Below are 22,795 nucleotides of genomic sequence, written 5' to 3'. Positions count from 1 at the left end.
CCCGGAACCAATGGTTCCGGGCCTCAGGCCTTCAGTAGCGGGGACAGGATTTGAACCTGCGACCTCTGGGTTATGAGCCCAGCGAGCTACCGAGCTGCTCCACCCCGCGTCGGTGAACACGACTCTACGCGAACGGCCCCGACCAGCGCAAATTCCTTCCGGCGCCTGGCGTGCGAGGGCGAAATGAGGGTCTGACGGGTGTGGCGGGGACCGGTCCGGGCCCCGCCACACCCCCATCTGCCTCCGTTACGCGGACAGCTCCGAGCGCAGCGCGTCCCGCAGCCGCCCGGCCCGCTCGGACACCTCGGCCGGACCGAGCTCCACGGCCCGGTGAGCCCACCGCTGCCCCTCGACGAGGTCGCCACGGCGCGCGCACAGCAGCGCGAGGCGCAGCGCCGCGCGCCCGTGCCCGGCGTCGGCGGCGCGCGTCCACCACAGCGCGGCCTCCGGCTCGCTCCCCTCGCGGGCGAGCAGCAGCCCGAGGTTGAACGCGCCGTTGCGCGAGCCCGCCTCCGCGGCCTCGCGGTACCAGCGCGCCGCGCAGACGATGTCGCCCCGCGCCGCGGCCAGCATGCCGACCCGTACCTGCGCGCGCCGGTGCCCCTGCTCGGCGGCCCGCTCGTACCACTCCTCGCACTCGGCACGCTCACTGACGCACTCGCCGAGCGCGGGCGGCCCGACCGGGGGCTGCCGCGCGTCGAGGATCGTGGCCAGGCGGTACGCGCCCTCGGCGCTGCCCCCGCCGGCGGCGCACCGCAGATGCCGCTCGGCGTCCCGCTCGTCACCGTCCCGCAGCCGGGCGATCCCGGCCTGGAGCGCGGCCTCGGTGTGCCCGCCCGCCGCGGCCCGCTCGTACCACTGGAGGGCGGCGTCCTCGTCGCCCCGGCCGGCGTACAGGATGCCGAGGTTGAAGGCGGCGTCCACGCTGCCCGCCTCGGCGGCCTTGGAGAACCACGGCTCGGCGCCCGCCGCGTCGCCGCCCTGGAGGAGCAGCACGGCCAGCGCGTTCGCCGCCTCGCGGTGGCCCGCGTACGCGGCACGCCGGTACCACTGGTCGGCCTGCGCGGTGCGGCCCTGCTCGGCGCAGAGCAGGCCGAGGTTGTACGCGCCGTTGATGTCCCCCGCGTCCATGGCCGCGCGGTACCAGCGCTCGGCGGTCTGGGTCTCGCCACGCCGGGCGTGCAGGGCGCCGAGCGCGTTGGCGGCGTTGCCGTCGCCATCCTGGGCCGCGCGCAGCCACCAGACCCCTGCGCTCTCCTCGTCACCGGCGTCGCGCAGCAGGAAGCCGAGCGCGCAGGCGGCCCGGGGCTCGCCGTCCTTCGCGGAGTTCAGGTACCAGCGGCCGGCCTCCTTGAGCTCTCCGCGCTTCTCCAGGATCGCGCCGAGGTGCAGGGCGGCCCGGCGGTGTCCGCGCGCGGCGGCCTGCCGGTACCACTGCTCGGCCTCCGCGGCCGCGGGCAGCTTCCTGCGGGCACCGGTCGCGGTCGCGTCGCCGGGGGCGCCGCTCTCGTCGTCGGCGGGCGCGGGCGCACCACGGAGCGCCCCCTCGGGGCGCTCGTGCGCGGCGCGCCGGTCGAGGGTGCGGGCGAGCCGGTAGGCGGCCTCGCGGTGGCCGTGCTCGGCGGCAGCGCGCATCCAGCGCTCGGCGCCGACGTCGCTGCGGTGTTCGAGGAGGTCGGCGAGCGCGTACGCGCCGAGGGCGTGGCCCTGTTCGGCGGACTGCCGCAGCCAGTACTCGGCGGCGGGCTCGTCACCGCGCTCGCGGTGGTGGCGGCCGAGGGCGTGCGCGGCGGGGGCGGATCCGGCGACGGCGGCGATGCGCCACCAGCCGGCGGCCTCGTCCGCGTATCCGCGCTGGTGCAGCAGGACACCGAGGTTGTTGGCGGCGGCGCGGTCGCCCGCGGCGGTGGCAGCGCGCAGCTGGGGCTCGGCTCCGTCGAGGTCACCACGGCGCAGCAGCATGGCTCCGAGGACACTCATCGCCTCGACGTCGCCGGACTCGGCGGCCGGCCGATGACGTGCTTCCTCGGCGGCCGCCCCGGGTTCCTCCCGGTCGGCCGGCTGCACAAACCGCCCTGTCTCCAACAGAGTTGCCTTGTCCCCCATAACGTCCATCGTCGCACCACCTGCAACCTGGGTACACCTGGTATACCGCAGCCAGTGAGGTCACTTCAGCGTTTTGTCGACATGCCCACAGAGAGATAAGTGAAACACGAAAACCTCAACTACCCCCGGGAGAGGCACGCTTCGCACGGACGGACGGTTACTGCGCACACGACGAAGGCCCGGATCCTGAAAGATCAGGATCCGGGCCTTCGTCTTCAGTAGCGGGGACAGGATTTGAACCTGCGACCTCTGGGTTATGAGCCCAGCGAGCTACCGAGCTGCTCCACCCCGCGCCGTTGTGTTCAAACCGTACCACGGCGCGAGGTGGGTCTTCGCTCAGCTGCTCGACCCTCCACTGTTCTTGCTGGTGTCCTTGTCGGCGCTCTGATCAGCGCTCTTGTCGCTGGACTTGCCGTCGCCGGCCGCCTTGTCGGCCGCGGACTGTGCCTTGTCGGCGCGCTTGAGGGCATCCTCCAGCTTGTCCTGCGCGTCGGCGTAGGCGTGCAGGTCGCCCTTCTTCATGGCGGCCTGGCCCTCCTCGAAGGCCTTCTCCGCGTCCGCGAGGGCTTCCTTGACCGTGGAGTTCTCCGGTGGCTTCGTCGTGTCGCCACCGGGCTTCTCCGGCTCGGCCGGCTGCGCGCCGTCCACGCCGAACGCCTGGTTCAGCGCGTCCCCGAGGTCGTCGGCGAATCCGGTTCTGTCGCCGTAGGAGACCGCGACCTTGCGCAGCAGCGGGTACTCCGCGTTCCGGCCCTGTGCGTAGATCGGTTCGACATAGAGGAAGCCCTTGTCGAGCGGCACCGTCAGCAGATTGCCGTACAGGACCGTCGAGTCGGCACCCTTCATGTCGCGGACGAAGTTCGCCACGGACGACAGGGAGTTCAGCTTGTTCTGCACCTGTTCCGGGCCGTACACCTTGTCCTCGGTGACCCGCAGCAGTCTTATCGTGCCGTAGTCCTTGCTGGTGGCATCGGCGTCGACCGCCATGAACGCGCGCAGGTTGGGGCGCCCGCTCGGGGTGAACGTCGTCGTCAGCGAGAACTGCTGGTCACTCTGGCCCGGCATCTTCATGGACAGGTAGTAGGGCGGGACCGCGCTGTTGTCCTTCTTCGTCGGGTCGTTCGGGACCTGCCACGCGTCGGACGCGTTGTAGAACTGGTCGGAGTCCGTGACGTGGTACAGGGACAGCAGCTCGCGCTGCACCTTGAACATGTCCTGCGGATACCGCAGATGGTCCTTGAGCTCCTGCGGGATCGCGCTCTTGGGCTCGACCGTGCCGGGGAACGCCTTCTTCCAGGTCTTGAGGACCGGGTCCTTGTCGTCCCACGTGTACAGCTTCACCGTGCCGTCATAGGCGTCGACGGTGGCCTTCACCGAGTTGCGGATGTAGTTGACCTGGTTCTGCTGGGCCACCACCGCGCGCTGGGTGTCGCCCTCGTTGAGGGAGTCGGCCGTCGTGTCACCGAGCGTCGTACGGGACGCGTACGGGTATCCGTTCGACGTCGTGTACGCGTCGACGACCCACTGGATCTTGCCCTTGACGACCGCCGGATACGCGTCGCCGTCGATGGTCAGCCAGGGGGCGACCGCCTCGACGCGCTCCTTGGGCGTGCGGTTGTACAGGATCTTCGAGCCGTCGCCGATGGCTCCCGAGTACAGGATCTGCGGCTCGCTGAAGGAGACCGCGTACGCGGCGCGGTTGATCGGGTTGGAGAGGCTGACGCCGCCCTTGCCGCTGTAGCTCGTGGTCTTCTGGGTGCCGTCGTCCTGCTCGTAGTCGAGCTCCTTCTGGGGCCCGCCGACGATCGAGTACTGGCGGGTCTTCTCGCCGTAGTAGATCCGCTGCTGGTACGAGCCCAGGGTCCCGCCGGCGGGCAGGCCCGACTCGGTGAACAGGGGTGCGCCCGGGGAGTCCGGGTCGGTCTGCGTGCCCTTGGCCGCGACCGCTCCGAAGCCGTGCGTGTAGGTGAAGTGGTCGTTGATCCAGTTCCGCTTCTCGACGCCCGCGAGGTTGAGCTCACGCAGGCCGATGACGGTGTCCTGGCCCTTGTAGCGGTCGACGTCGAGGGTCTTCGGGAACTGGTAGTACTTCCGCTCCTGCTCCAGCTGCTGGAACGTCGGCGAGACCACGTTCGGATCGTTGACCCGGTAGCTGGCCGCCGAATCGGCGTCCGTGCGCTGCTTCTTGGAGTCCTTGACCGTGCCCTTGCCGGTGTAGTCCACCGGGGACACCCCGGCGATCCCGTACGCCTTGCGGGTCGCCTCGATGTTCTTCTCGATGTACGGGGCTTCCTTGGACTGCTCGTTCGGCTGGACCTGGAACTTCTGGACGATGGCCGGGTACAGGCCGCCGATCAGGATCGCGGAGAGCACCATCAGACCGAAGCCGATGACGGGCAGCTGCCACGTGCGCCGCCACAGCGTCGCGAAGAACAGCACGGCACAGATAACGGCGATGCAGAACAGGATGGTCTTGGCCGGCAGATACGCGTTCGCATCCACGTACCGCAGGCCCGTCCAGTTGTCCGTCGCCTTGAAGTCGCTGGACTTCACCGCGAGCCCGTACCGGTCGAGCCAGTACGCGACCGCCTTGAGGGTCACGAACACGCCGAGCAGCACGGAGAGATGACCGGTTGCCGCGGCGGTGGCGCGCGCGCCCGGGGTGGTGATCCGCAGCCCGCCGTACAGGTAGTGGGTCAGCGCGGCCGCGATCAGGGAGAGGATCGTCGCCGCGAAGCCGAAACCGAGCAGGAACCGGTACCACGGCAGGTCGAAGGCGTAGAAGGCCACGTCGAGGTGGAACTGGGGGTCCTTCTGGTGGAACGGCACGCCGTTCACCCACATCAGCCACGTGCGCCACTGGGTGGCGGCTGAGGCGCCCGCGATGAGGCCGACCAGGGCCGTGATGCCGAGCAGCAGCCACTTCTTGTAGGGCGCGATGCTCATGCGGTACCGGTCGAGGCTCTGCTGCTCCATCGACATGGCGCTCAGCGGGGGCCGCAGCCGGTGCGCGAGCCAGACGTTCAGTCCGACGGCGATCGCCATCAGCAGTCCGAAGACGAAGAACAGCCCGATCTTCGTCCACAGGGTGGTCGTGAAAACGGACGAGTAGTCGACCGATCGGTACCAGAGCCAGTCGGTCCAGAACCCTGCGAACATGACGAACGCCATGCCCAGTGCGGCAAGGACGCCGAGCGTCATGAGCAGGGAACGGACGCGCCGGGACGGCCGGCCCACTCTCATCCGTGGCCCCGTCGGGCCTCCGCCGCGGTCCGGCATCTGGAAAGCCAAGGTGCGCACCTCGAAAAGTTCGAAATCGATCGGTCGGGCCCCCGTGATCGCGGACCCATCACCTATGCAACTTACTCACGCTTTACTCAGTTCCCGGTTCCGGGTACTAACGAGGCAGGATTGTGACCATGTCCAACACTCCCATGGCAGCCAGCCCGCTCACCCGGGCCGTACTCGAGATCGACGAGTACGCCTCCGGCCTCGGCTGGGACCAGCCCGCCCGCCTCTTCGCCCTCGTCGACACCGCCCGTCTGCGGGCCCAGGAACCCGGCCTAGCGGCCCAGCTCGGCCTGGACGGCGAGCAGGAGGCCGCGGCCTTCACCCCGATCGAGCAGGACGAGGTGCCCGCCGACAAGCCGCTCGACGAGTTCCTCGGCACCATCGCCTGGCCCGACGCGGTCGTCGGCTGCGCCCTGACGGTGGAGCGGCTGATGCTGCCGCCGTCCGCGGAGGCGTCCGTTCCGGAGGGGCTCGGTGAGGCGCAGCTCGCCGGCTGGGTGGCGAAGCACCCGGGCCGTCAGGAGGTCCGGATGACCGTGGCGGTACTGCGTGACGGTGCGCGCGAGTCGGCGCTGCGCCTGCGCGAGAAGGACTCCCCCAACGAGGTCCTCACCGGGGCGGACCTGGTCCCGGGCCTGGCCGAGGCCCTCGCGGCGACGTTCGCCGAGTAGCACTCGCGCCGCAACGAGAACAGGGGGCGCCGCACAGTGTGCGGCGCCCCCCGTCATGTTCTTGAACCTCGTGTCACCCCTTGACCGTGCACTTCGGCAGGTCGCTGGTGTTGCCCGAGCGGATGTCCTCGAGGGCGTTCATCGCGTCGTCGATGGTGTTGACCTTGACGAGGGTGAGTCCGCCCGGAACGTCCTTGGCCGCCTCGGCGCAGTTGTCCTTGGGTGTCAGGAAGTAGCGCGCGCCCTTGCCACGGGCGCCGACGGTCTTCATCTGGATGCCGCCGATCGGGCCGACCTTGCCGTCGTCGTCGATGGTGCCCGTGCCGGCCACGAACCGGCCGCCGGTGAGGTCCTCGGGCGTCAGCTTGTCGACGATGCCGAGCGCGAACATCAGTCCGGCGCTGGGGCCGCCGACGTCGGCGAGCTTGATGTCGATGGCGAACGGGAACGTGTGATCGGTTCCGGCCTGGATGCCGACGATCGCGCGGCCGTCCTTGGCCTTCTGGGTGGTGACCGTGACGTTCTGCGTGCGGGTGGGCTGCTTGCCCTCCTTCTCGGCGGCGGCCGCGTCCTTGACGGGCACGATCGTGAAGGAGACGTCCTCGCCCGGCTTGTGCTTGGTGACGAGCTTCGCGACATCGGCCGGCTTCTCGACCTTGGCGCCGTCGACGGCCTTGATCACGTCACCGGCGTGCAGCCGCCCCTCGGAGGGGCCGCCCTTGATGACCGACTGGACGATCACCCAGGACTTCACGGGGATCTTCAGCTCGTTCAGGGCGGCGACCTTGGCGCTCTCCTGGGACTGGCTGAACTCCTCGGCGTTCTCCTGCGAGGACTGCTGCTCGGTCTTGCCGTCGGGGTAGAGCGTGGCGTGCGGCACGACGATGCTGTCGTGCGCGAGCCAGCCGTAGACCGCCGAGACGAGGTTCATGTTGTAGTCGGCGCTCGTGACCCGGACCGTCGTCATGTTGAGGTGCCCGGTCGTCGGGTACGTCTTCCGGCCGGAGATCTGGAGCACCGGCTCGCCGTCGTGGTCCCCGAGCGTGTTGACCGTCGGTCCCGGGGTCATCTCCGCGTACGGAACTTTGATGAGCACTCCCGCGCAGAGCAGCGCGATCAGCATCAGGGTCGAGGCGAGCATCGTCGCGGTGCGGCGTGGCATGGAACGACAGTACGGGACCGGTCTGTCAGTGCACCGCTGGGGCGTCCGTCCGGGACTCGACCGGGGGCAGCGCGTCCGCCTCGGGGTCGAGGGGGTCCGTCTCCGTGCCCGTGTGCGACCGTTCCATGGCCTCGCGGAAGCGGACGTACCCGTTGAGCTCCGACACGTCACCCGTCCTGCGGTTCCGTGCGGCCCAGCTGCCCCACACACCGGCGCCGACCGCCGCTACAAGCGGAATCAGCAGCCACAAAAGCGCCGCCATGCCGGACCTCCGACCCCATGAGCCACTACAACTGACTGATCAGCAGATTAACCATCTGCTGTGTCAACGCTCGCCGCAGGGGGGCGGTTACGCAACCGGAACCGCCCGTGTGGCCGAAGGCGATGAGCGTGGCCCGGCTACGGGAGGCCAGTGGCCCGGCTCCGGGAGGTCAGCAGGCGCCGACCCACTCCTCGGTGCCGTCGGAGAACTTCTGGTGCTTCCAGATGGGCACCTCGTGCTTGAGGTCGTCGATCAGCTTGCGGCAGGCCTCGAAGGCCTCTCCGCGGTGCGGACAGGACACGGCGACGACGACCGCGATGTCGCCGACAGCCAGATCGCCCACTCGGTGGACGGCCGCGAGGGCGCGCACCGGGAACTGGGCGACGACCTTCTCGGCGACGGTCCGCATCTCGAGCTCGGCGGAGGGGTGGCACGAGTACCCGAGCGCGTCGACGTCGGCGCCACCGTCGTGATTGCGCACCGTCCCCACGAACAGCGCCGTGCCGCCCGCCGCGTCCTCCCCGACGGCCCGGAACACCTCGTCCACGGACAAGGGCGTGTCGCGGATCGCGATGAGCCGGATGGGGTCGTGCGCCGACTGCTCTCCGGGGTGGTCGTTCGTGGTGCGTGCCATGAGGTCATCGTGCCGTACGCGGCCACCGGCACGGAATAGCGCTTTCCACCGGCACGCGCGCGTAGTGAGTTGGAGCCTCCTACAGGGCGTGCCGGTCCGGAGGCCGGCCGGGGCGGGCCGGTCCGGGCCGTCAGATCCTGCGCCTGGCCTTGCGGGCCCGGCGCACGACGGCGGCCGCGCCGAGCAGGGCGACGGTGGCTCCGGCCGCTCCGGCCGCGGTCGCGTCCTTGCGTCCGAGGCGGCGGCCCGCGACGGTGTGCCGTCCCGAGACCTCCTCGAGGAGTTCGGCGAGGACCTCCTCGTTGGTCCACTGCGGGCGCCATCCGGCGTCGTGCAGCCGGCTCACGCTGACCACCCAGGGGTACATCGTGTACGCGAGGTCGCCCGCGGGGGACGGCGTGAGACCGATCCGGTGGAGGCGGGCCGCGGCGCCCAGGGCGACCGCGGAGGGCAGCTCCATGCGGCGGATCCCGCTGAGCTCCTCGACCTCCTCCTGCTCCAGCCAGCCGTCGCAGCCGACGGCGAGTTCCCCTTCGACCCGCTCCAGGACGGCGTACTCGAGGGCGCTGCACAGGTCCTCGACGTGGCAGAACTGCCAGGCGGGCCGGGATCCCGCCACGACGAGGAGCCGCGGCGACTCGAAGTACCTGGTCAGGGCGGTGTCGGTGCCGCCGACGAGGGTGGCGGGGCGGACCACGGTCACATTGAGTCCGGGGTGGGCGCGCGGCGCGCGTCGGGCGAGCCGCTCGACCTCCAGGAGGTCGCCGACGCCGGTGGCCTCCGCGGTCGCGCGCAGTTCGGCGTCCTCGGAGAGGGGCAGCTCGTTGTCCTCGAGCGCTCCGTAGACCATCGCCGAGGTGCACAGGACGACACGGTGGACTCCGGCGGCGGCCGCGGCGGTGAGCACCGTCTGGGTGCCGCGCACGTTGTACGCCGTACGGGCCGCGGGGTCGGTCTCCAGGTCGAGGTCGAGCGCGAGGTGCACGACGACGTCCGCGCCGCGCAGCTTCTCGGCGATCGCCGGGTCGCGCACGTCCAGGATGTGCCAGGTCGCGGACGCGCACTCACCGCGCCGCTCGTCGATGGCCAGGACCTGCTTGATCTCGTCGGATGCGGCGAGTCGCTCGGTGAGGAGCGCGCCGACGCCGGAGGCGGCACCGGTGACCGCGACGACAGGGCCGCGCGCTCCGGAACGGGTCGAGGGGTTTCGCGCTGCGCGAACCTGTGGATCTGGGGAACTCACCGGGCGTCTCCAGCGGTTGTATTCAGTACGTACGTGTACGACGCGTACGTACCAGGAGGCATCCATCCTGCCGCAGGCCGTGAGTCGGCGGAGCACCGAGGCCCGATCGCGTCACGGTGTCTACGCTGGGTGTGTAGTCGGGCAAACGCCGCCGGGACAGAACCGGTGGCCTAACCAGCCGAGGAACCCCGTGAGTGACACCCCATTCGGATTCGGCCTTCCGCCGGAGGAGCCGGACGACGGCGACGAGGGCAAGAAGAAGGATCAGCAGGGCGGTGGCGGTCAGGGACCTGCCAACCCCTTCGGTTTCGGAGGACTGCCCGGCATGGGCGGCGGGGACAACCCCTTCGCCGCGATGTTCGGTTCTCTGAACCCCAATGACCTGGGGGCCGCCTTCCAGCAGCTCGGCCAGATGCTCTCGTACGAGGGCGGCCCGGTGAACTGGGAGATGGCCAAGGACATCGCCCGTCAGACGGTCTCCCAGGGCACCGCCGACGGCACCAAGGACGCGAGTGTCGGCCCCGCCGAGCGCTCGCAGGTCGAGGAGGCCGTGCGCCTGGCCGACCTGTGGCTCGACGACGCGACGTCGCTGCCGTCGGGCGCCGGGTCCGCGGTGGCGTGGAGCCGCGCCGAGTGGGTCGAGGCGACCCTCCCGGTGTGGAAGGAACTCGTCGACCCGGTCGCCGAGCGTGTCGGCCTGGCCATGGGCGATGTCCTTCCCGAGGAGATGCAGGCCATGGCGGGCCCGCTCATCGGGATGATGCGCTCCATGGGCGGCGCCATGTTCGGCTCGCAGATCGGGCAGGCCGTGGGCGTCCTCGCGGGCGAGGTCGTCGGCTCGACCGACATCGGTCTGCCGCTCGGCCCCGCCGGCAAGGCGGCGCTCCTGCCGGTGAACGTCGAGGCGTTCGGCAAGGACCTCGGCATCCCCAAGGAGGAGGTGCGGCTCTACCTGGCGCTGCGCGAGGCCGCCCACCAGCGACTCTTCTCGCATGTGCCGTGGCTGCGCTCGCACCTGTTCGGCGCGGTCGAGGGGTACGCGCGCGGCATCAAGGTCGACACGGCGAAGCTGGAGGACGCGGTCGGCCAGCTCGACCCGCAGAACCCGGAGCAGCTGCAGGAGGCGCTTCAGCAGGGCATGTTCCAGCCGGAGGACACTCCGGAGCAGAAGGCCGCCCTGGCCCGCCTGGAGACCGCTCTCGCGCTCGTCGAGGGCTGGGTCGACGCCGTGGTCCACGCGGCCGCGAAGCCGCGCCTGTCGTCGGCCGACGCGCTCCGTGAGACGCTGCGCCGCCGCCGGGCGACCGGTGGCCCCGCCGAGCAGACGTTCGCAACGCTGATCGGTCTGGAGCTGCGCCCGCGCCGCCTGCGGGACGCCTCGCGGCTGTGGGCCTCGCTGACGGACGCGCGCGGTGTGGACGGGCGCGACGGCCTGTGGGCGCACCCGGACATGCTGCCGACGGCTTCGGACCTGGACGACCCGGACGGCTTCGTGCACCGCGAGCAGCTGGACTTCTCCGAGATCGACAAGATGCTCGGCGAGGCGGCGAGCGGCGGCCTGGACAAGCCGAACCTCTCCAAGGAGGGCGACTCCAAGGGCGACGGTCCCGCGGACAGCTCCGAGGACGGCTCCGACGGCTCCAAGGACGACGAGGGCAAGTGACGCTGCACGACGACGCGGTCCTCGTACTGAAGGCCTACGAGGGCCAGCCCGAGCTGCGCCAGGCGTACCTGGACCACCTGTCCGCCCATCCCGAGGACGGCATGTGGAAGGCCTGCACGGACGGCCATCTGACGGCGAGCGCGCTGGTCATCGACCCGTCCCGCGGGCGGGTGCTGCTCACGCTGCACAAGAAGCTCCAGATGTGGCTGCAGATGGGCGGCCACTGCGAGCCGGGTGACCTGACGCTCGCGGACGCCGCGCTGCGGGAGGCGACCGAGGAGTCCGGCATCCCCGGCTTGACGCTCCTGGCGGGCGGCCCCGTGCGGCTCGACCGGCATCCGATCCCGGGACCGTGCACTCGGCATCTCGACACGCAGTACGCGGCTCTCGCTCCCGCCGACGCGGTGGCCGCCATCAGCGACGAATCGCTCGACCTGCGCTGGTTCCCGTACGACGAGGTCGCGGGCGTCGCGGACGAGTCCGTCGTGCGCCTGGTGGAGGCGACGCGCGCCCGACTGTGAGCGGGCATGTGTAAGGGGCGGCCACCGCGGTGGCCGCCCCTTACACATGGCGCTGGGCACATGGTCGCTCCGGACCCGTGGTCGCGCTTGGGTCAGCTCCAGACGTTGCCCTGGTTCTGGCCGCGGGCACCCTGCTGGCCCATGCCGTACTGGGCGCTGAGGCCCTGGCCGATCACCGCGTTCTGCGGGGGCAGCAGCTCGCTGGGCTGCACGAGGGCGTAGCCCTGGCCCATGAAGCTGAGCTCCCAGCCCTCACCCGTGTTACCGCGGCGCCGCCACACTCCGGAGGAGTGCGTCTGGGCCTGCATCTGCACGCGCAGGCCGTTGGACCAGGCGACGATCGCGTCCGCGTCGGCGTTGACGTACCGGTCCGGGGTGACCTGGAGCATCAGCGGCTGCCCCGACGTCATCAGGGCGACCTTGCCCCGCCCGGTGATGTTGAGCTGGTACTTGCCGGAGCCGGAGATGCCGTACTGGCTGTCGACGGCGACGACCTGGTGGCTGAGCGAGGAGTCGAGCGCGAGGACGTAACTGCTGTCCACGGTCAGACCGTCCTGCTCGACCTCCACCACGTGGATGTACTGGGCGAGGTTGGCGAGGTAGACGGTGCCCTGCCCGTGGCAGCGCATCAGGTCGAGGCCCTCACCGGTGTGGGCGCGGGCGCGCCGCTGACCGGAGGTCTGGATCTCGCCGTCGAACTCGACGAGGCCCTGGTAGGCGACCATGGCGCCCTTGCGGGCGAGGATGTCGTCGTGACCTTCGAGGGCGACCCGCAGCAGCTGCGGGTTCTGGACGGTGTAGCGCTCCTGGGTCTGCTGCTCGGAGTGCGCGAAAAGCGGGCTCTGCATGGTGTTCCGTTCCCCCTCAGCCCCGGACTCGGAGGCGGTCGGTGCTGTCCTCACTGGGCTGTACGACGACGATGCCTTCCCCGGAGAAGCCCATCTGGTAGGCCTCGCCACTGCCGCGCCCGATGAGCGAGCCGGCCTTGAAGCTGCGCTTGCCCTTCACCTTGAGGTTCGGGGACCAGGCGATCAACGCGTCCGGGTCGACGTACGTCTCGTCCTCGCCGCGGCCGCAGTCGACGACGATGGGAGTGCCCCGGGACGTGAGGGCGACATAGCCCTGCCCGGAGATCTTGATGTTCCACAGGCCCTGTCCGGCGAACTTGGCGAGGCCCTTGACGCGCTCGACGCCCCACTGGAGGTGCGCGTCGAAGGCGAGCAGGTTCGTGCCGTTCACCGAGATCGAGTCGCCGCCGAGGTTGATGACGACAATCTCGGCGCCGTAGTCGGCGAGGTAGAGGATGCCGTCTCCGGTGGCCTTCATCAGGGGCGCGCCCTCGCCGGTCATCCAGTCGCGGGCGATCTGGCGGACGGCGGGCGGATTGGGCTCGTACTGGACGAACCCTTCGTAGGCGACCATCGAGCCCACGCGCGCGAGGAGGTCGTTGCCGGTCTGCATGGCGACCTTGAGCATGTTGGCGCCGTGGTTCTCCATGCGGGCGGCTACCGGGGTCGGGGCGTAACCCGCGAGTGGCTGGTTCATGACGGGCTCCCTCAGACCTCGAACGGCTGGACGACGATGAAGTTCCCTGGCGCACCCCGGAACTGGAGGTTCACGCTCTCCCCGCTGTGTCCCGGGTAGGCGTTGTAGCGCATGCGTACCTGGCTGGACACGATCGCCTGCGCGGCGGCCGACCAGGCGACGACCGCGTTGCAGTCGGCGAACGTCGTCGGCGTCACGGGCAGCACGACGGGTGTGCCGTGCGTCTTGACGACGACCGTGCCCGTGCCCTGGAACTGCATGACGAACAGGGCGCCGCCGGGAATGCCGTGCCCCTCGATCCTGCGCACCTCGTGCTGGAGGCTCTCGTCGAACGCCAGCACGTTCTCCGCGGATACGCAGATCGCGTCGCCCTGGAGCTCGATGGGGTGCAGATGCGTGGTGTCGTCGGCGAGGAAGACCTGGCCGCGGCCGGTGCAGCGCATCAGCTGCATCTCCTGGCCGGTCGCGTTGCCCACGATCCGGCCGGCGAAGCCCGCGCCCTTGTAGCTGAACTCGACCTTGCCCTGGTAGAGCACCATGCTGCCCTGACGGGCGAGCACCGGCTGGTCGCTGCCGGCGCCGAGGTCGACGCGGATCAGCTTCTTGTTCTGCAGGGTCCACCGCTGACCGGTGGGCGCCTCACGGAACGCCGAGAGGGCGGCGGCCACACCGGCAGCGCCTCCGCCCTGCGGCACACCCTGAGGCACCCCGTACGGCGACGGGGCACCCTGCTGACCGGGGAACTGACCGGGCGGCTGCTGCCCGTAACCGGGAGGCGGAGTCGGCTGCCCGTAGCCCGGAGGCGGGGTCGGCGCCTGGGGCTGCTGTCCGTAGCCGGGAGGCGCGGTCGGCTGCCCGTAGCCCGGGGGCGGGGGCGCGGTCTGACCGGGAACCTGGCCGATGGGCGGCGCGTGCGGGGTGGGCGCGGCCGGCGGCTGCATGGCGCCGGGCGGCGTGGCCAGCGGTGCCACGATCGTCGGCGCCGCGTGCACCGACGGCGGGGCCGGGGCGGGCGCGGGCGGCGGCATGGCTCCCTGCGGCGGCGCGTAACCCTGCTGGGCGGGCTGCGGGGCCGGGGCGGGCGCGCCGAACGCGGGGGGCGCCGTGGCCTGCCCGGGCGGCGCGAACGACGGTGCACCGGCCTGCTGCTGGGGCGGCGCGGCGGCGGGCTCCTCGTCTGCGACCTCACCGCCGAAGTTCTTCAGCAGCGCGTCCAGTCCGCCGTCGAACCCCTGCCCGACGGCCGCGAACCGCCAGACGTCCTTCAGGTAGAAGTCGCCCAGCATCACGGCACGTTCGGTCGAGAACTCCGTGCCGTTGAACGAATAGCGGGCGACCTCCTCGCCGCCCGCGACGATCCGTACGTATCCGGGGGCGATCTGCGACATCTGCCCGGCGCCGTCGATCGTCGCGGTGAACGACAGCTTCTGGATGTTCGCCGGGATCCGGTCGAGGGTGACACGGAAGGACTCGCTGTCGCCGGCCTGCGCACCGAGAAGCTGAATCGACTCCTCGGGCGACTTCGGCTGATTGAAGAAGACGAAATACCGGTCGTCCGAGAGCCGTTCGTCGGCGTCAAGACCGAAGCAGCTGATGTCGAAGGTCAGTCCGGGACCCGTGATCTGCACGCCTACGTACAGATCGGTGCCCGCGGTGAGGTCACTGATCTTGGCCTTGTGGCCGCGTTGGAATTCCCTGGCCATGCGTAACGACCGTCCCCCATCCCGAAGGTGAATACGTCGCGTCAGGCTAACCGCAATCGCTGACAGCGGCGGCAGCCGGTACAGCCCTGGTACACAACGGGCACGCGGCGGGCGGAATCAGGGACGGGCCGACGGACAGCCGGACCTGAACGCCGGAAGGTCATATAACGGTGACTGCCAGGTCAGTCACTCCAAGGCGGTTGCTCCCAGGCAGTCACTCATGAGAGGCCACCCGTGGGCGGCACTCCTGGTGCTCACTCCTCGCGAGCGGCCGGCAGGTGCGGCAGCCGGTCGGCCGCGACAATGCCCTCGAGATAGCCCCGCGCCCGCTCCGTGCGCGGATACGCCTCAAGGAGACGCCAGAACCTCGGCCCGTGCCCCGGCACCAGCAGATGCGCCAACTCGTGTACGAGCACGTAGTCGACGACGTACTCCGGCATCCCCTGCAGCCGGTGCGACAGCCGGATGCTGCCCTCGGACGGCGTGCACGACCCCCAGCGCGTGTTCTGATTCGTCACCCAGCGCACGGACGTGGGGCAGGCCCGGCCATCGAAGCACTGCTCGGACAGCCGCTCCGCCCGCTCGGCGAGCTCCGCGTCCCCCAGGACCCGTTTGCTCTCCTGCGCGGCCAGCTTGTCGAGCATGACGTTGACCCAGCGCTTCTCCTCGGCCTCCGACATACGGGCCGGAATGAGGACGACGGTCCGGTCACCCTCGCGATACGCGGAGACCGTTCGACGCCGCCGGGCGCTTCTGCGGACCTCTACCGCGCTCGCCCTCGGGCCGCTCGGCGGCGGGCTGGTCGTGCTGCGCTGCGTGTTCGTGGCACGGTGCAGTGGGTCGGCGGGCACGCCCCGACGTTACCCGCTGCACATGGGGGAAGTCCCGCCTCCGGGACTCTTCGGTGCGGCCCCGCACGCCTCCCGCGCAATTTATACGACTAACACCCACCCCCTGTGGATAACTTTTCGCACGGATTCCCCCCGCCCTGCATCCTGGCAATCGACCGACGAGCCACCCGAATTCGGACTGCGATCACGTCACCGACACCACCGACTTCGCCAACGTCATCGACTTGATCGCAACTTGACCGCCAGCTTGACCGTCAACTTGATCACCAGAGCGAGAACACAGGCACATCACGGGGGAACAGATGGGCACTTCACCACCGACAGCCATGCATCCGATCCTGAAACCGGCACTGCGACGCGGCTGGCGCGACCTCAATACCGTCCAGTTCGGCGTGGCAGCCGCCCACGCCGTCGTACTCGGCCCGGTCGACACCGCGACCGGCACCTTCCTCACCCTCCTCGACGGAACCCGCGGCGTGGCCCTGCTGCGCGACGAAGGCCGCCGGATGGGACTGCCCGACGGTCATGTCGACGCCCTGCTCCACCGGCTGACGAGGGCCGGACTGCTCGACGACGCCACCGGCGGCGGCCCGGCCTTCGACGCGCTCCGCAGGCGCCGAGGAGTCCTCGACCGACTCCGCCCCGACCTGGCAGCCCTCACGGTCCTCTCTCCTGAACCAGCCGCAGGCGCACGGAAGTTGGCGGCCCGCCGCAGCATGCGCGTCCAGGTCCGGGGAACCGGCCGCGTCGGCACGGTCATCGCGTCCGTCCTGTCCGCCGCGGGCGTCGGCCACGTCGACGTGCGCGACGGAGGCTGTGTCGAACCGTGGGACGTGGCCCCGGGCGGACTCCCCGTCGAATCCGTCGGAGAACGCCGAGACACGGCCGCGTATCGAGCCGTACGCAAGGCGGCACCCGACCGCCCACCCCGCCCCGACCGCCGCTCCGGCCCACCTCGATCCCAATCCCAGCCGCGAACCCCGTCCGAGATCCAAGCCCCGCCCTCGACCGGGGAACCGGCCCTCTCCCTCGTGATCATCGCCCCACGCGACGGCCTGTCCGCCCACACCCCCGACCCCCTCGCCGCCGAAGAACTCATCGCCTCGGGCACGCCCCACCTCTACGCCGGAGTGGTCGAGGCCACCGGAGTCGTCGGCCCCCTGGTACTGCCCGGCGGCACCGCCTGCGCCGGCTGCCTGTCGCTGGACCGTACGGACCGCGACCCCACCTGGCCCCGGCTACTCGCCCAATGGCGTTCCGGACGTCAACTCCAGGTACCCGCATGTGACCTGGCTCTCGCCACGGCCGTCGCCGGACTCACGGCAGCGCACGCGCTGGCCTTCCTCGACGGCGAACTCCCGTCCAGTACCGGCGCCCGCTGGGAGGCATCGGCTCCCGGACTCGACTGGCACGCCCGCCCGGTATGGGCACATCCGGACTGCTCATGCGGAGCAGGTGAGCGAAGTAAGGGGGAGCAGACCTCCGAGGGCGGAGAGCAGCACGACACAATGGCCGGGTAACCGCCACTGGCGGCACGGCAGGCTGGGACTTGGAGGGGCGCATGTCTGATCTTCCCCGGAAGGCGGTAACTCGTACCGCCAAACTGGCCGCGCTGCCACTCGGCTTCGCCGGGCGCGCGACCTGGGGCCTCGGCAAACGCATCGGCGGGAAGTCGGCCGAGATCGTCGGGCGAGAACTGCAACAGCGCACGGCGGACCAGCTCTTCAAGGTTCTCGGTGAGCTCAAAGGCGGGGCCATGAAGTTCGGACAGGCCATGTCCGTCTTCGAATCCGCCCTCCCCGAGGAGGTCGCAGGCCCGTACCGCGCCGCGCTGACCAAACTCCAGGAAGCGGCGCCCCCCATGCCCACCAGCACGGTCCACGCCGTCCTCGCGGAACGGCTCGGCGACGAATGGCGGGAGAACTTCCTGGAGTTCGCGGACAAGCCCGCGGCAGCCGCATCGATAGGGCAGGTCCACCGCGCCATCTGGCACGACGGCCGCGAGGTCGCCGTCAAGGTTCAGTACCCGGGAGCCGGCGAGGCCCTGCTCTCCGACCTGAACCAACTCGGCCGCTTCGCCCGCCTCCTCGGCCCCCTGATCCCCGGCATGGACATCAAGCCGCTCATCACGGAACTGCGCGACCGGGTGTCCGAGGAACTCGACTACGGGCTGGAGGCACAGGCCCAGCGGGCTTGTGCCGAAGAGTTCGCCGACGATCCCGATGTGCACGTACCCGACGTGGTGCACCAGTGCGACCAGGTCCTCATCACCGAATGGATAGACGGAACACCGCTCTCCGAGGTGATCATCGACGGCACCGACGAACAACGGAACCGGGCAGGACAGCTTCTCGCCCGCTTCCTGTTCTCGGGCCCGGCCCGCACCAGCCTCCTCCACGCCGATCCGCACCCTGGAAACTTCAGGCTGCTGCCCGACGAGAAGAACGACTGGCGACTCGGAGTCCTCGACTTCGGCACCGTGGACCGGCTCCCCGGCGGCCTCCCCGAAACCATCGGCACCTCACTGCGCATGACCCTGGCGGGCAACGCGGAAGCGGTCTACGAACTGCTGCGCACGGAGGGCTTCGTCAAGGAGACCATCGACCTCGAACCCGATGCGGTGCTCGAGTACCTGTTGCCGATCATCGAGCCGGCCCTGGTCGACGAGTTCACCTTCACGCGCGGCTGGATGCGCAGCCAGGCCGCACGCATCGCCGATCTGCGCTCCCCCGCCCACCAGCTCGGCAAGCAACTGAACCTGCCGCCCTCCTACCTCCTGATACATCGCGTGACCCTCAGCACCATCGGAGTCCTGTGCCAACTCGGCGCGACGGTACGGCTACGGGACGAACTTGAGAGGTGGCTACCAGGATTCCTGACGGGCGACGAGGAGCCGGTTGACTACGCGGCGGGCGGAGCGGTCCTTGGATCGGCCGGCGTCACCGTCGAGGGCCCGGCCGTCGGCGCGGTCGAGGGATCAGCCGTCGGCGCGGTCGAAGACATAGCTGCGGAAGCAGCGGCGAGCGCGGGGACGAGCGAGGACGTCTCGGCTGCTGAGGCGTGATCAAAAACTGGGGGCGGGGCGGGGAGGGGAGGGGGGAGGGGAGGGAAGCCCCCCAAGGAATGTTCTGCCGAAGCTCACCACCACTCCGAATCCAGCCGCCCCTCAATAGCCCTCAGGTTTTCCCGGGCGCAGCGGTCGCAGTAATGCCGGCCGGTCCCGTTCTCCACTGAGTAGGTCCAGGTCGGCGGGGCGTCCTGGGCGGTCGTGCCGCAGAGGGCGCACACGACGGTGCCGGGTTCGGGCTCGGGTCGCTGCGCTGAGTCGCCGTCGGGAAGAGACGTCACGTGGTGACGATAGCTCCGTCTTCCGAGGCTGAGGGGCAACGCACCGCGGGGGCCGATCCGTTGTGGATCGGCCCCCGCGGGGTGGGTCACTGCATGACCGCCATGGCGAGCGCGCGGCGGGCGCGCAGTGATGCGCGCTCGGCGCGGCGCTGCATCCGGCGGGCCGTTGCCAGGCGCAGTGCGCGGCGTTCGGCCTCGGCGGAGCGCAGCCGCTCGTGCATATGCGCACGAGCCAGTGCTTCTGGGATGAGTTGCATCTCTCGGGTCCTGTTCTGGCGCGAGTCGTTCGCGTCGGTGGTGGTGAAGTCTGGGGTCGCAGAGCCGGTGGGCTCGCTGGTGGACGGCTTCATCGGGGCCTGCTTCTGGGGGTCGTGCGTCAGGGGGCGGTCGATCGTTCCTCGTGCGTTCATGCCGCGACCGGGTTCTTGCGCGGGCGGCCACGCGGCCGCTTCCGGGCTACGACGACGCCCTGGACGAACAGTTCGCCACCCCAGACGCCCCAGGGCTCACGCCGCTCCTTGGCGCCGGCGAGGCACGCCTCGACGAGCGGGCAGGTGCGGCAGAGGGACTTGGCGTACTCGACATCCGCCGGCGACTCCGCGAAGAAGACCTCGGGGTCGTAGGCACGGCAGGGGACGGGTACGCCGAGGTTCTCGATGGCGTCGTCGAGCGCGGTGAGCGTAGTCAGGGGGTTCAAGGCGGGGTCCTCCGTGAGACCGGGCGGGGGGAGAGTGTCTGAAGGCGGTACTGACGGGGCGTGCGCTTCGAGTTGCACGGTGATGTCTTCCTCGTCTGGTCGTTCCGGCCTGTGGGCCGGGTGGCGGTGGTACCGGGTCTTTTCTTGTTCCCGAGGCCCCTTCGTTCTGTTGTCCCGTGCGGGCAAAACAGAAGGGCCGCGGATCCCGGGTGGGGTTCCGCGGCCCTGAAGGCGCCGGCCTGATCGAGGATCAGGCTGGATCACTCCAGGGTTCGAGCCCACGGAAGGCCCACATCGTGTGGTGGTGCGTCGTCTGCTTCCGGGATCCGGCACCGGCCGCCGCAAAGGCATAGGCCTGGGCCTGTGCCGTTGCTACTGCTTCCGGTGCCTTGGTCGGTCGCTCATTGCCCTCGCGGACGGGAAGGTCGGCGAGAGACAGGAAGGACTCCGGACGGGCGGCGGGAATGCCGGACGCACCGGTGCCCAGGTTCGAGAAACCGAGCAGGCAGGAAGCGACGACCGAGCGATCGGTCATTTTGGCGGTGCTGATGAAGCTGGCGTTGATGCTGATCACTGGAATTCGCCTCCTCTCGGCGTCTCTGGGACCGGGGTGAACCGGTCCGACGGCTTTAGTACAGCACGGAACCAGGGCCTCGGAGAAGAGGCGCTGTTCCCGTGCTTAAGAACCTATGGGGATTGCTGGGGCATGCGCAAACTATTTTTTCGACGAGTTTGCATCAGTCGTCCTCGTCGACTCCTCCAACGCCCGCATCCGGGTCCCCACCTGCGCAGATGGTGAGCACGTCGGTGCCGAACCGGTTGAGCTTGCGCATGCCGACGCCGGGGATGCGGGCGAGTTGGGCCGCGTCTTCGGGCATGGCTTCGGCGATGGCGATGAGGGTCTTGTCGGTGAAGACGCAGAAGGCGGGCTGTCCGAGCTGTTGTGCCTGGTCGGCGCGCCAGTCGCGGAGTCGCTCGTAGAGGCCCTCGTCCATGTCGGAGGGGCAGTCCTCGCAGCGCATGAGCTTCATCTCGCCGGCGTCGGTGAGGGTGCGGCCGCAGACGTGGCAGCGGGCGACGGTTCGGGCGGTGCGGCGTCGGACGGGTCCGGTGGTGGTGCGGGGCGTTGAGGGTGTGCCGTGTTCGATGCCGCCTTGTCCGGTGCCGGTGGTGCGGGCCGCGGCTCCTGAGGTGCCTGGCCGGATGCCGTCGAGGAAGCGGCTGGGGCGTCGGTTGGGGCGGCCGCCGGGTGAGCGGGAGAGGGCCCAGGACAAGCTGAGGTGGTGGCGGGCCCGGGTGACGCCGACGTAGAGGAGGCGGCGTTCTTCCTCGATTTGTTCGTCGGTCTTGGCGTAGGTGATCGGCATCATGCCTTCGGCGAGGCCGACGAGGAAGACGGCGTCCCATTCGAGGCCCTTGGCGGCGTGCAGGGAGGCGAGGGTGATGCCTTCGACGGTGGGTGCGTGTTGGGCGGCGGCGCGCTCGTCGAGTTCGGCGACGAGGTCGGTGAGGGTGGCGGTGGCTTTGGCGCGCGCGAAGTCTTCGGCGAGGCGTACGAGGGCGGCGAGCGATTCCCAGCGTTCGCGCACGGCTCCGGAGCCCTCGGGGGGTTGGCTGGTCCAGCCTTCGCCGGAGAGGACGGCTCGGACCTGGGAGGGCAGGTCGACGGCGTCGTCGAGGAGGGAGTCGTTGTTTCCGAAGCGGGCGGCGCTGCGGAGGGCGTGGCCTGCTTTGCGTACTTCCGCGCGCTCGAAGAAGCGTTCTGCGCCGCGTAGCTGGTAGGGGATGCCGGCGTCGGCGAGGGCTTGCTCGTAGGTCTCGGACTGTCCGTTGGTGCGGAACAGGATGGCGATTTCGCCGGCGGAGACGCCGCTGTCGATGAGGGTGCGGATGCGGCGGGCGGTGCCTTCGGCCTCGGTGGGTTCGTCGGCGTAGTCGGTGTAGGCGGGTTCTGGTCCTCGGTCCCGTTGGGAGATGAGTTCCAGGCGGTGTTCGGCGGCACGGCCCTTGGCGTGGGAGAGGAGGGTGTTGGCGAGGTGGACGACCTGGGGGGTGGACCGGTAGTCGCGCACGAGTTTGACGACGGTGGCGCCGGGGTGGCGGGTGCGGAAGTTGAGCAGGTGGTCGGGGGTGGCGCCGGTGAAGGAGTAGATGGTCTGGCTGGCGTCGCCGACGACGCAGAGGTTGTCGCGGTCGCCGAGCCAGAGGTCGAGGAGTCGCTGCTGGAGGGGGCTGACGTCCTGGTATTCGTCGACCACGAAGTGCTGGTACTGGGAGCGGACCTGTTCTGCGATGTCGTGGCGGTCCTGGAGGATGCCGACGGTGAGCAGGAGGACGTCCTCGAAGTCGATGAGGGTGCGGTCGCGCTTGAGCGTTTCGTAGGTGGCGTAGATCTGGGCGGTCTCTGCGTTGTCGCGGGGCGTGAGGCGTCCGGTTTTGGCGGCTGCTGCGGCGTAGTCGGCGGGGACGGTCTGGGTGACTTTGGACCATTCGATTTCGGCCGTGACGTCGCGGAGCTCGCCGCGCTCGAGGCGGATGCGGCAGGCGGCGGCCGCGTCGGCGACGAGCTGGATCTTGCGGTCGACGATGCGGGGGAGTTCGCCGCCGACTGCTTTGGGCCAGAAGAACTGGAGCTGGCGCAGGGCTGCGGCGTGGAAGGTGCGGGCCTGGACTCCGCCGGCGCCGAGATGGCGGAGTCGGCCGCGCATTTCGCCTGCTGCGCGGTTGGTGAAGGTGACGGCGAGGATGCTGTTGGGCTGGAGGATGCCTGAGCGGACGCCGTAGGCGATGCGGTGGGTGATGGCGCGGGTCTTGCCTGTGCCCGCGCCGGCGAGGACGCACACCGGTCCGTGCAGGGCGGTGGCGACGGCGCGCTGTTCGGGGTCGAGCCCGTCGAGCACCGCGTCGGCCGTGTCCGGAACCTGCGGGAAGAGGGTGGAGTGCGTTGCTGCTGTCACCCCGCCATGCTGCCAGGTCGGTGGGGGCGGGTGCGTCGCGTTGTCCACAGGGGGCGGGTGCAGTCGTATTAATGCGGCGCGTGTCACGTCCGCGGGTGTGGTGAGCGTCACGCCGGGGCGGTGGCGGGTGCTCGGGCGGGG

The 22,795-nt window shown here is 70.1% G+C and carries 19 protein-coding genes and 2 tRNA genes; 5 read left to right on the top strand and 16 right to left on the bottom strand.

Features of this window, described 5'->3' with window-relative positions:
* Window positions 1-35: 35 nt before the first annotated feature.
* The 4 genes from ACZ67T_RS26975 to ACZ67T_RS26960 all read right to left on the bottom strand — a co-directional run bounded on the left by ACZ67T_RS26975 (window position 36) and on the right by ACZ67T_RS26960 (window position 5,385).
* Window positions 36-109: transfer RNA gene (locus ACZ67T_RS26975), tRNA-Met, on the bottom strand.
* A gap of 137 nt (window positions 110-246) precedes the next feature.
* Window positions 247-2,115 carry a tetratricopeptide repeat protein gene (locus ACZ67T_RS26970; RefSeq protein ID WP_469987549.1) on the bottom strand — a complete coding sequence of 623 codons (1,869 nt, stop codon included), beginning with the start codon at window positions 2,113-2,115 and terminating at the stop codon, window positions 247-249.
* Between the two features lie 210 nt (window positions 2,116-2,325).
* Window positions 2,326-2,399, bottom strand: a tRNA-Met gene (locus ACZ67T_RS26965).
* A gap of 43 nt (window positions 2,400-2,442) precedes the next feature.
* Window positions 2,443-5,385: a UPF0182 family membrane protein gene (locus ACZ67T_RS26960; protein WP_469987611.1), complete on the bottom strand. Its 2,943-nt coding sequence runs from the start codon at window positions 5,383-5,385 to the stop codon at window positions 2,443-2,445.
* A gap of 140 nt (window positions 5,386-5,525) precedes the next feature.
* Between ACZ67T_RS26960 and ACZ67T_RS26955 the strand changes: the two genes are divergently transcribed.
* Complete coding sequence (locus ACZ67T_RS26955; RefSeq protein WP_469987548.1) at window positions 5,526-6,068, top strand: PPA1309 family protein; 543 nt, start codon at window positions 5,526-5,528, stop codon at window positions 6,066-6,068.
* 73 nt (window positions 6,069-6,141) lie between these two features.
* On the opposite strand, the gene ACZ67T_RS26950 is transcribed toward ACZ67T_RS26955, so the two are convergent.
* The 4 genes from ACZ67T_RS26950 to ACZ67T_RS26935 form a co-directional block, all read right to left on the bottom strand.
* Window positions 6,142-7,230: a YlbL family protein gene (locus tag ACZ67T_RS26950; RefSeq protein ID WP_469987547.1), complete on the bottom strand. Its 1,089-nt coding sequence runs from the start codon at window positions 7,228-7,230 to the stop codon at window positions 6,142-6,144.
* A gap of 25 nt (window positions 7,231-7,255) precedes the next feature.
* The gene (locus ACZ67T_RS26945; protein WP_469987614.1) at window positions 7,256-7,492 is read right to left on the bottom strand and encodes a hypothetical protein; all 237 of its coding nucleotides are present in this window, start codon (window positions 7,490-7,492) and stop codon (window positions 7,256-7,258) included.
* A 169-nt stretch (window positions 7,493-7,661) separates the two neighbouring features.
* Window positions 7,662-8,126, bottom strand: a complete 465-nt coding sequence (locus ACZ67T_RS26940; RefSeq protein WP_469987546.1) for a molybdenum cofactor biosynthesis protein MoaE — start codon at window positions 8,124-8,126, stop codon at window positions 7,662-7,664.
* A 130-nt stretch (window positions 8,127-8,256) separates the two neighbouring features.
* Window positions 8,257-9,369 (bottom strand): SDR family oxidoreductase, encoded by a 1,113-nt coding sequence (locus tag ACZ67T_RS26935; protein ID WP_469987545.1) that lies wholly within the window; start codon window positions 9,367-9,369, stop codon window positions 8,257-8,259.
* Window positions 9,370-9,559: 190 nt separating this feature from the next.
* Here ACZ67T_RS26935 and ACZ67T_RS26930 point away from each other — a divergent pair, with 190 nt between their 5' ends.
* Complete coding sequence (locus ACZ67T_RS26930) at window positions 9,560-11,032, top strand: zinc-dependent metalloprotease (protein ID WP_469987544.1); 1,473 nt, start codon at window positions 9,560-9,562, stop codon at window positions 11,030-11,032.
* Complete coding sequence (locus ACZ67T_RS26925) at window positions 11,029-11,553, top strand: NUDIX hydrolase (protein ID WP_469987543.1); 525 nt, start codon at window positions 11,029-11,031, stop codon at window positions 11,551-11,553. The genes ACZ67T_RS26930 and ACZ67T_RS26925 overlap by 4 nt, the downstream gene beginning before the upstream one ends.
* A 92-nt stretch (window positions 11,554-11,645) precedes the next feature.
* Here ACZ67T_RS26925 and ACZ67T_RS26920 read toward each other — a convergent pair whose 3' ends face one another.
* The 4 genes from ACZ67T_RS26920 to ACZ67T_RS26905 all read right to left on the bottom strand — a co-directional run bounded on the left by ACZ67T_RS26920 (window position 11,646) and on the right by ACZ67T_RS26905 (window position 15,652).
* The gene (locus ACZ67T_RS26920; protein WP_469987542.1) at window positions 11,646-12,401 is read right to left on the bottom strand and encodes an AIM24 family protein; all 756 of its coding nucleotides are present in this window, start codon (window positions 12,399-12,401) and stop codon (window positions 11,646-11,648) included.
* Between the two features lie 16 nt (window positions 12,402-12,417).
* Entirely contained in the window at window positions 12,418-13,098 is a 681-nt protein-coding gene (locus ACZ67T_RS26915) for an AIM24 family protein (protein WP_100596677.1), read from the bottom strand.
* An 11-nt stretch (window positions 13,099-13,109) separates the two neighbouring features.
* The gene (locus ACZ67T_RS26910; protein ID WP_469987541.1) at window positions 13,110-14,801 is read right to left on the bottom strand and encodes a TerD family protein; all 1,692 of its coding nucleotides are present in this window, start codon (window positions 14,799-14,801) and stop codon (window positions 13,110-13,112) included.
* Between the two features lie 254 nt (window positions 14,802-15,055).
* A complete protein-coding gene (locus tag ACZ67T_RS26905) occupies window positions 15,056-15,652 on the bottom strand; it encodes a M48 metallopeptidase family protein (protein ID WP_469987540.1) in 597 nt (198 codons plus the stop codon).
* Window positions 15,653-15,978: 326 nt separating this feature from the next.
* Here ACZ67T_RS26905 and ACZ67T_RS26900 point away from each other — a divergent pair, with 326 nt between their 5' ends.
* The gene (locus ACZ67T_RS26900) at window positions 15,979-17,172 is read left to right on the top strand and encodes a ThiF family adenylyltransferase (protein WP_469987539.1); all 1,194 of its coding nucleotides are present in this window, start codon (window positions 15,979-15,981) and stop codon (window positions 17,170-17,172) included.
* Window positions 17,173-17,213: 41 nt separating this feature from the next.
* Window positions 17,214-18,716, top strand: a complete 1,503-nt coding sequence (locus ACZ67T_RS26895; RefSeq protein ID WP_469987538.1) for an ABC1 kinase family protein — start codon at window positions 17,214-17,216, stop codon at window positions 18,714-18,716.
* Between the two features lie 370 nt (window positions 18,717-19,086).
* Here ACZ67T_RS26895 and ACZ67T_RS26890 read toward each other — a convergent pair whose 3' ends face one another.
* The 4 genes from ACZ67T_RS26890 to ACZ67T_RS26875 all read right to left on the bottom strand — a co-directional run bounded on the left by ACZ67T_RS26890 (window position 19,087) and on the right by ACZ67T_RS26875 (window position 22,654).
* Window positions 19,087-19,410: a hypothetical protein gene (locus tag ACZ67T_RS26890; protein ID WP_326774205.1), complete on the bottom strand. Its 324-nt coding sequence runs from the start codon at window positions 19,408-19,410 to the stop codon at window positions 19,087-19,089.
* The gene (locus ACZ67T_RS26885; protein ID WP_469987537.1) at window positions 19,407-19,775 is read right to left on the bottom strand and encodes a WhiB family transcriptional regulator; all 369 of its coding nucleotides are present in this window, start codon (window positions 19,773-19,775) and stop codon (window positions 19,407-19,409) included. Before ACZ67T_RS26885 ends, ACZ67T_RS26890 begins: the two co-directional genes overlap by 4 nt.
* 172 nt (window positions 19,776-19,947) lie before the next feature.
* Window positions 19,948-20,271: a hypothetical protein gene (locus tag ACZ67T_RS26880; protein WP_227297114.1), complete on the bottom strand. Its 324-nt coding sequence runs from the start codon at window positions 20,269-20,271 to the stop codon at window positions 19,948-19,950.
* A 163-nt stretch (window positions 20,272-20,434) separates the two neighbouring features.
* Window positions 20,435-22,654 (bottom strand): ATP-dependent DNA helicase UvrD2, encoded by a 2,220-nt coding sequence (locus ACZ67T_RS26875; RefSeq protein ID WP_469987536.1) that lies wholly within the window; start codon window positions 22,652-22,654, stop codon window positions 20,435-20,437.
* Between the last annotated feature and the right edge of the window lie 141 nt (window positions 22,655-22,795).

It is taken from the genome of Streptomyces sp. NPDC107517, from assembly GCF_055582645.1.
This window is presented reverse-complemented; position numbering and strand designations above follow the sequence as displayed.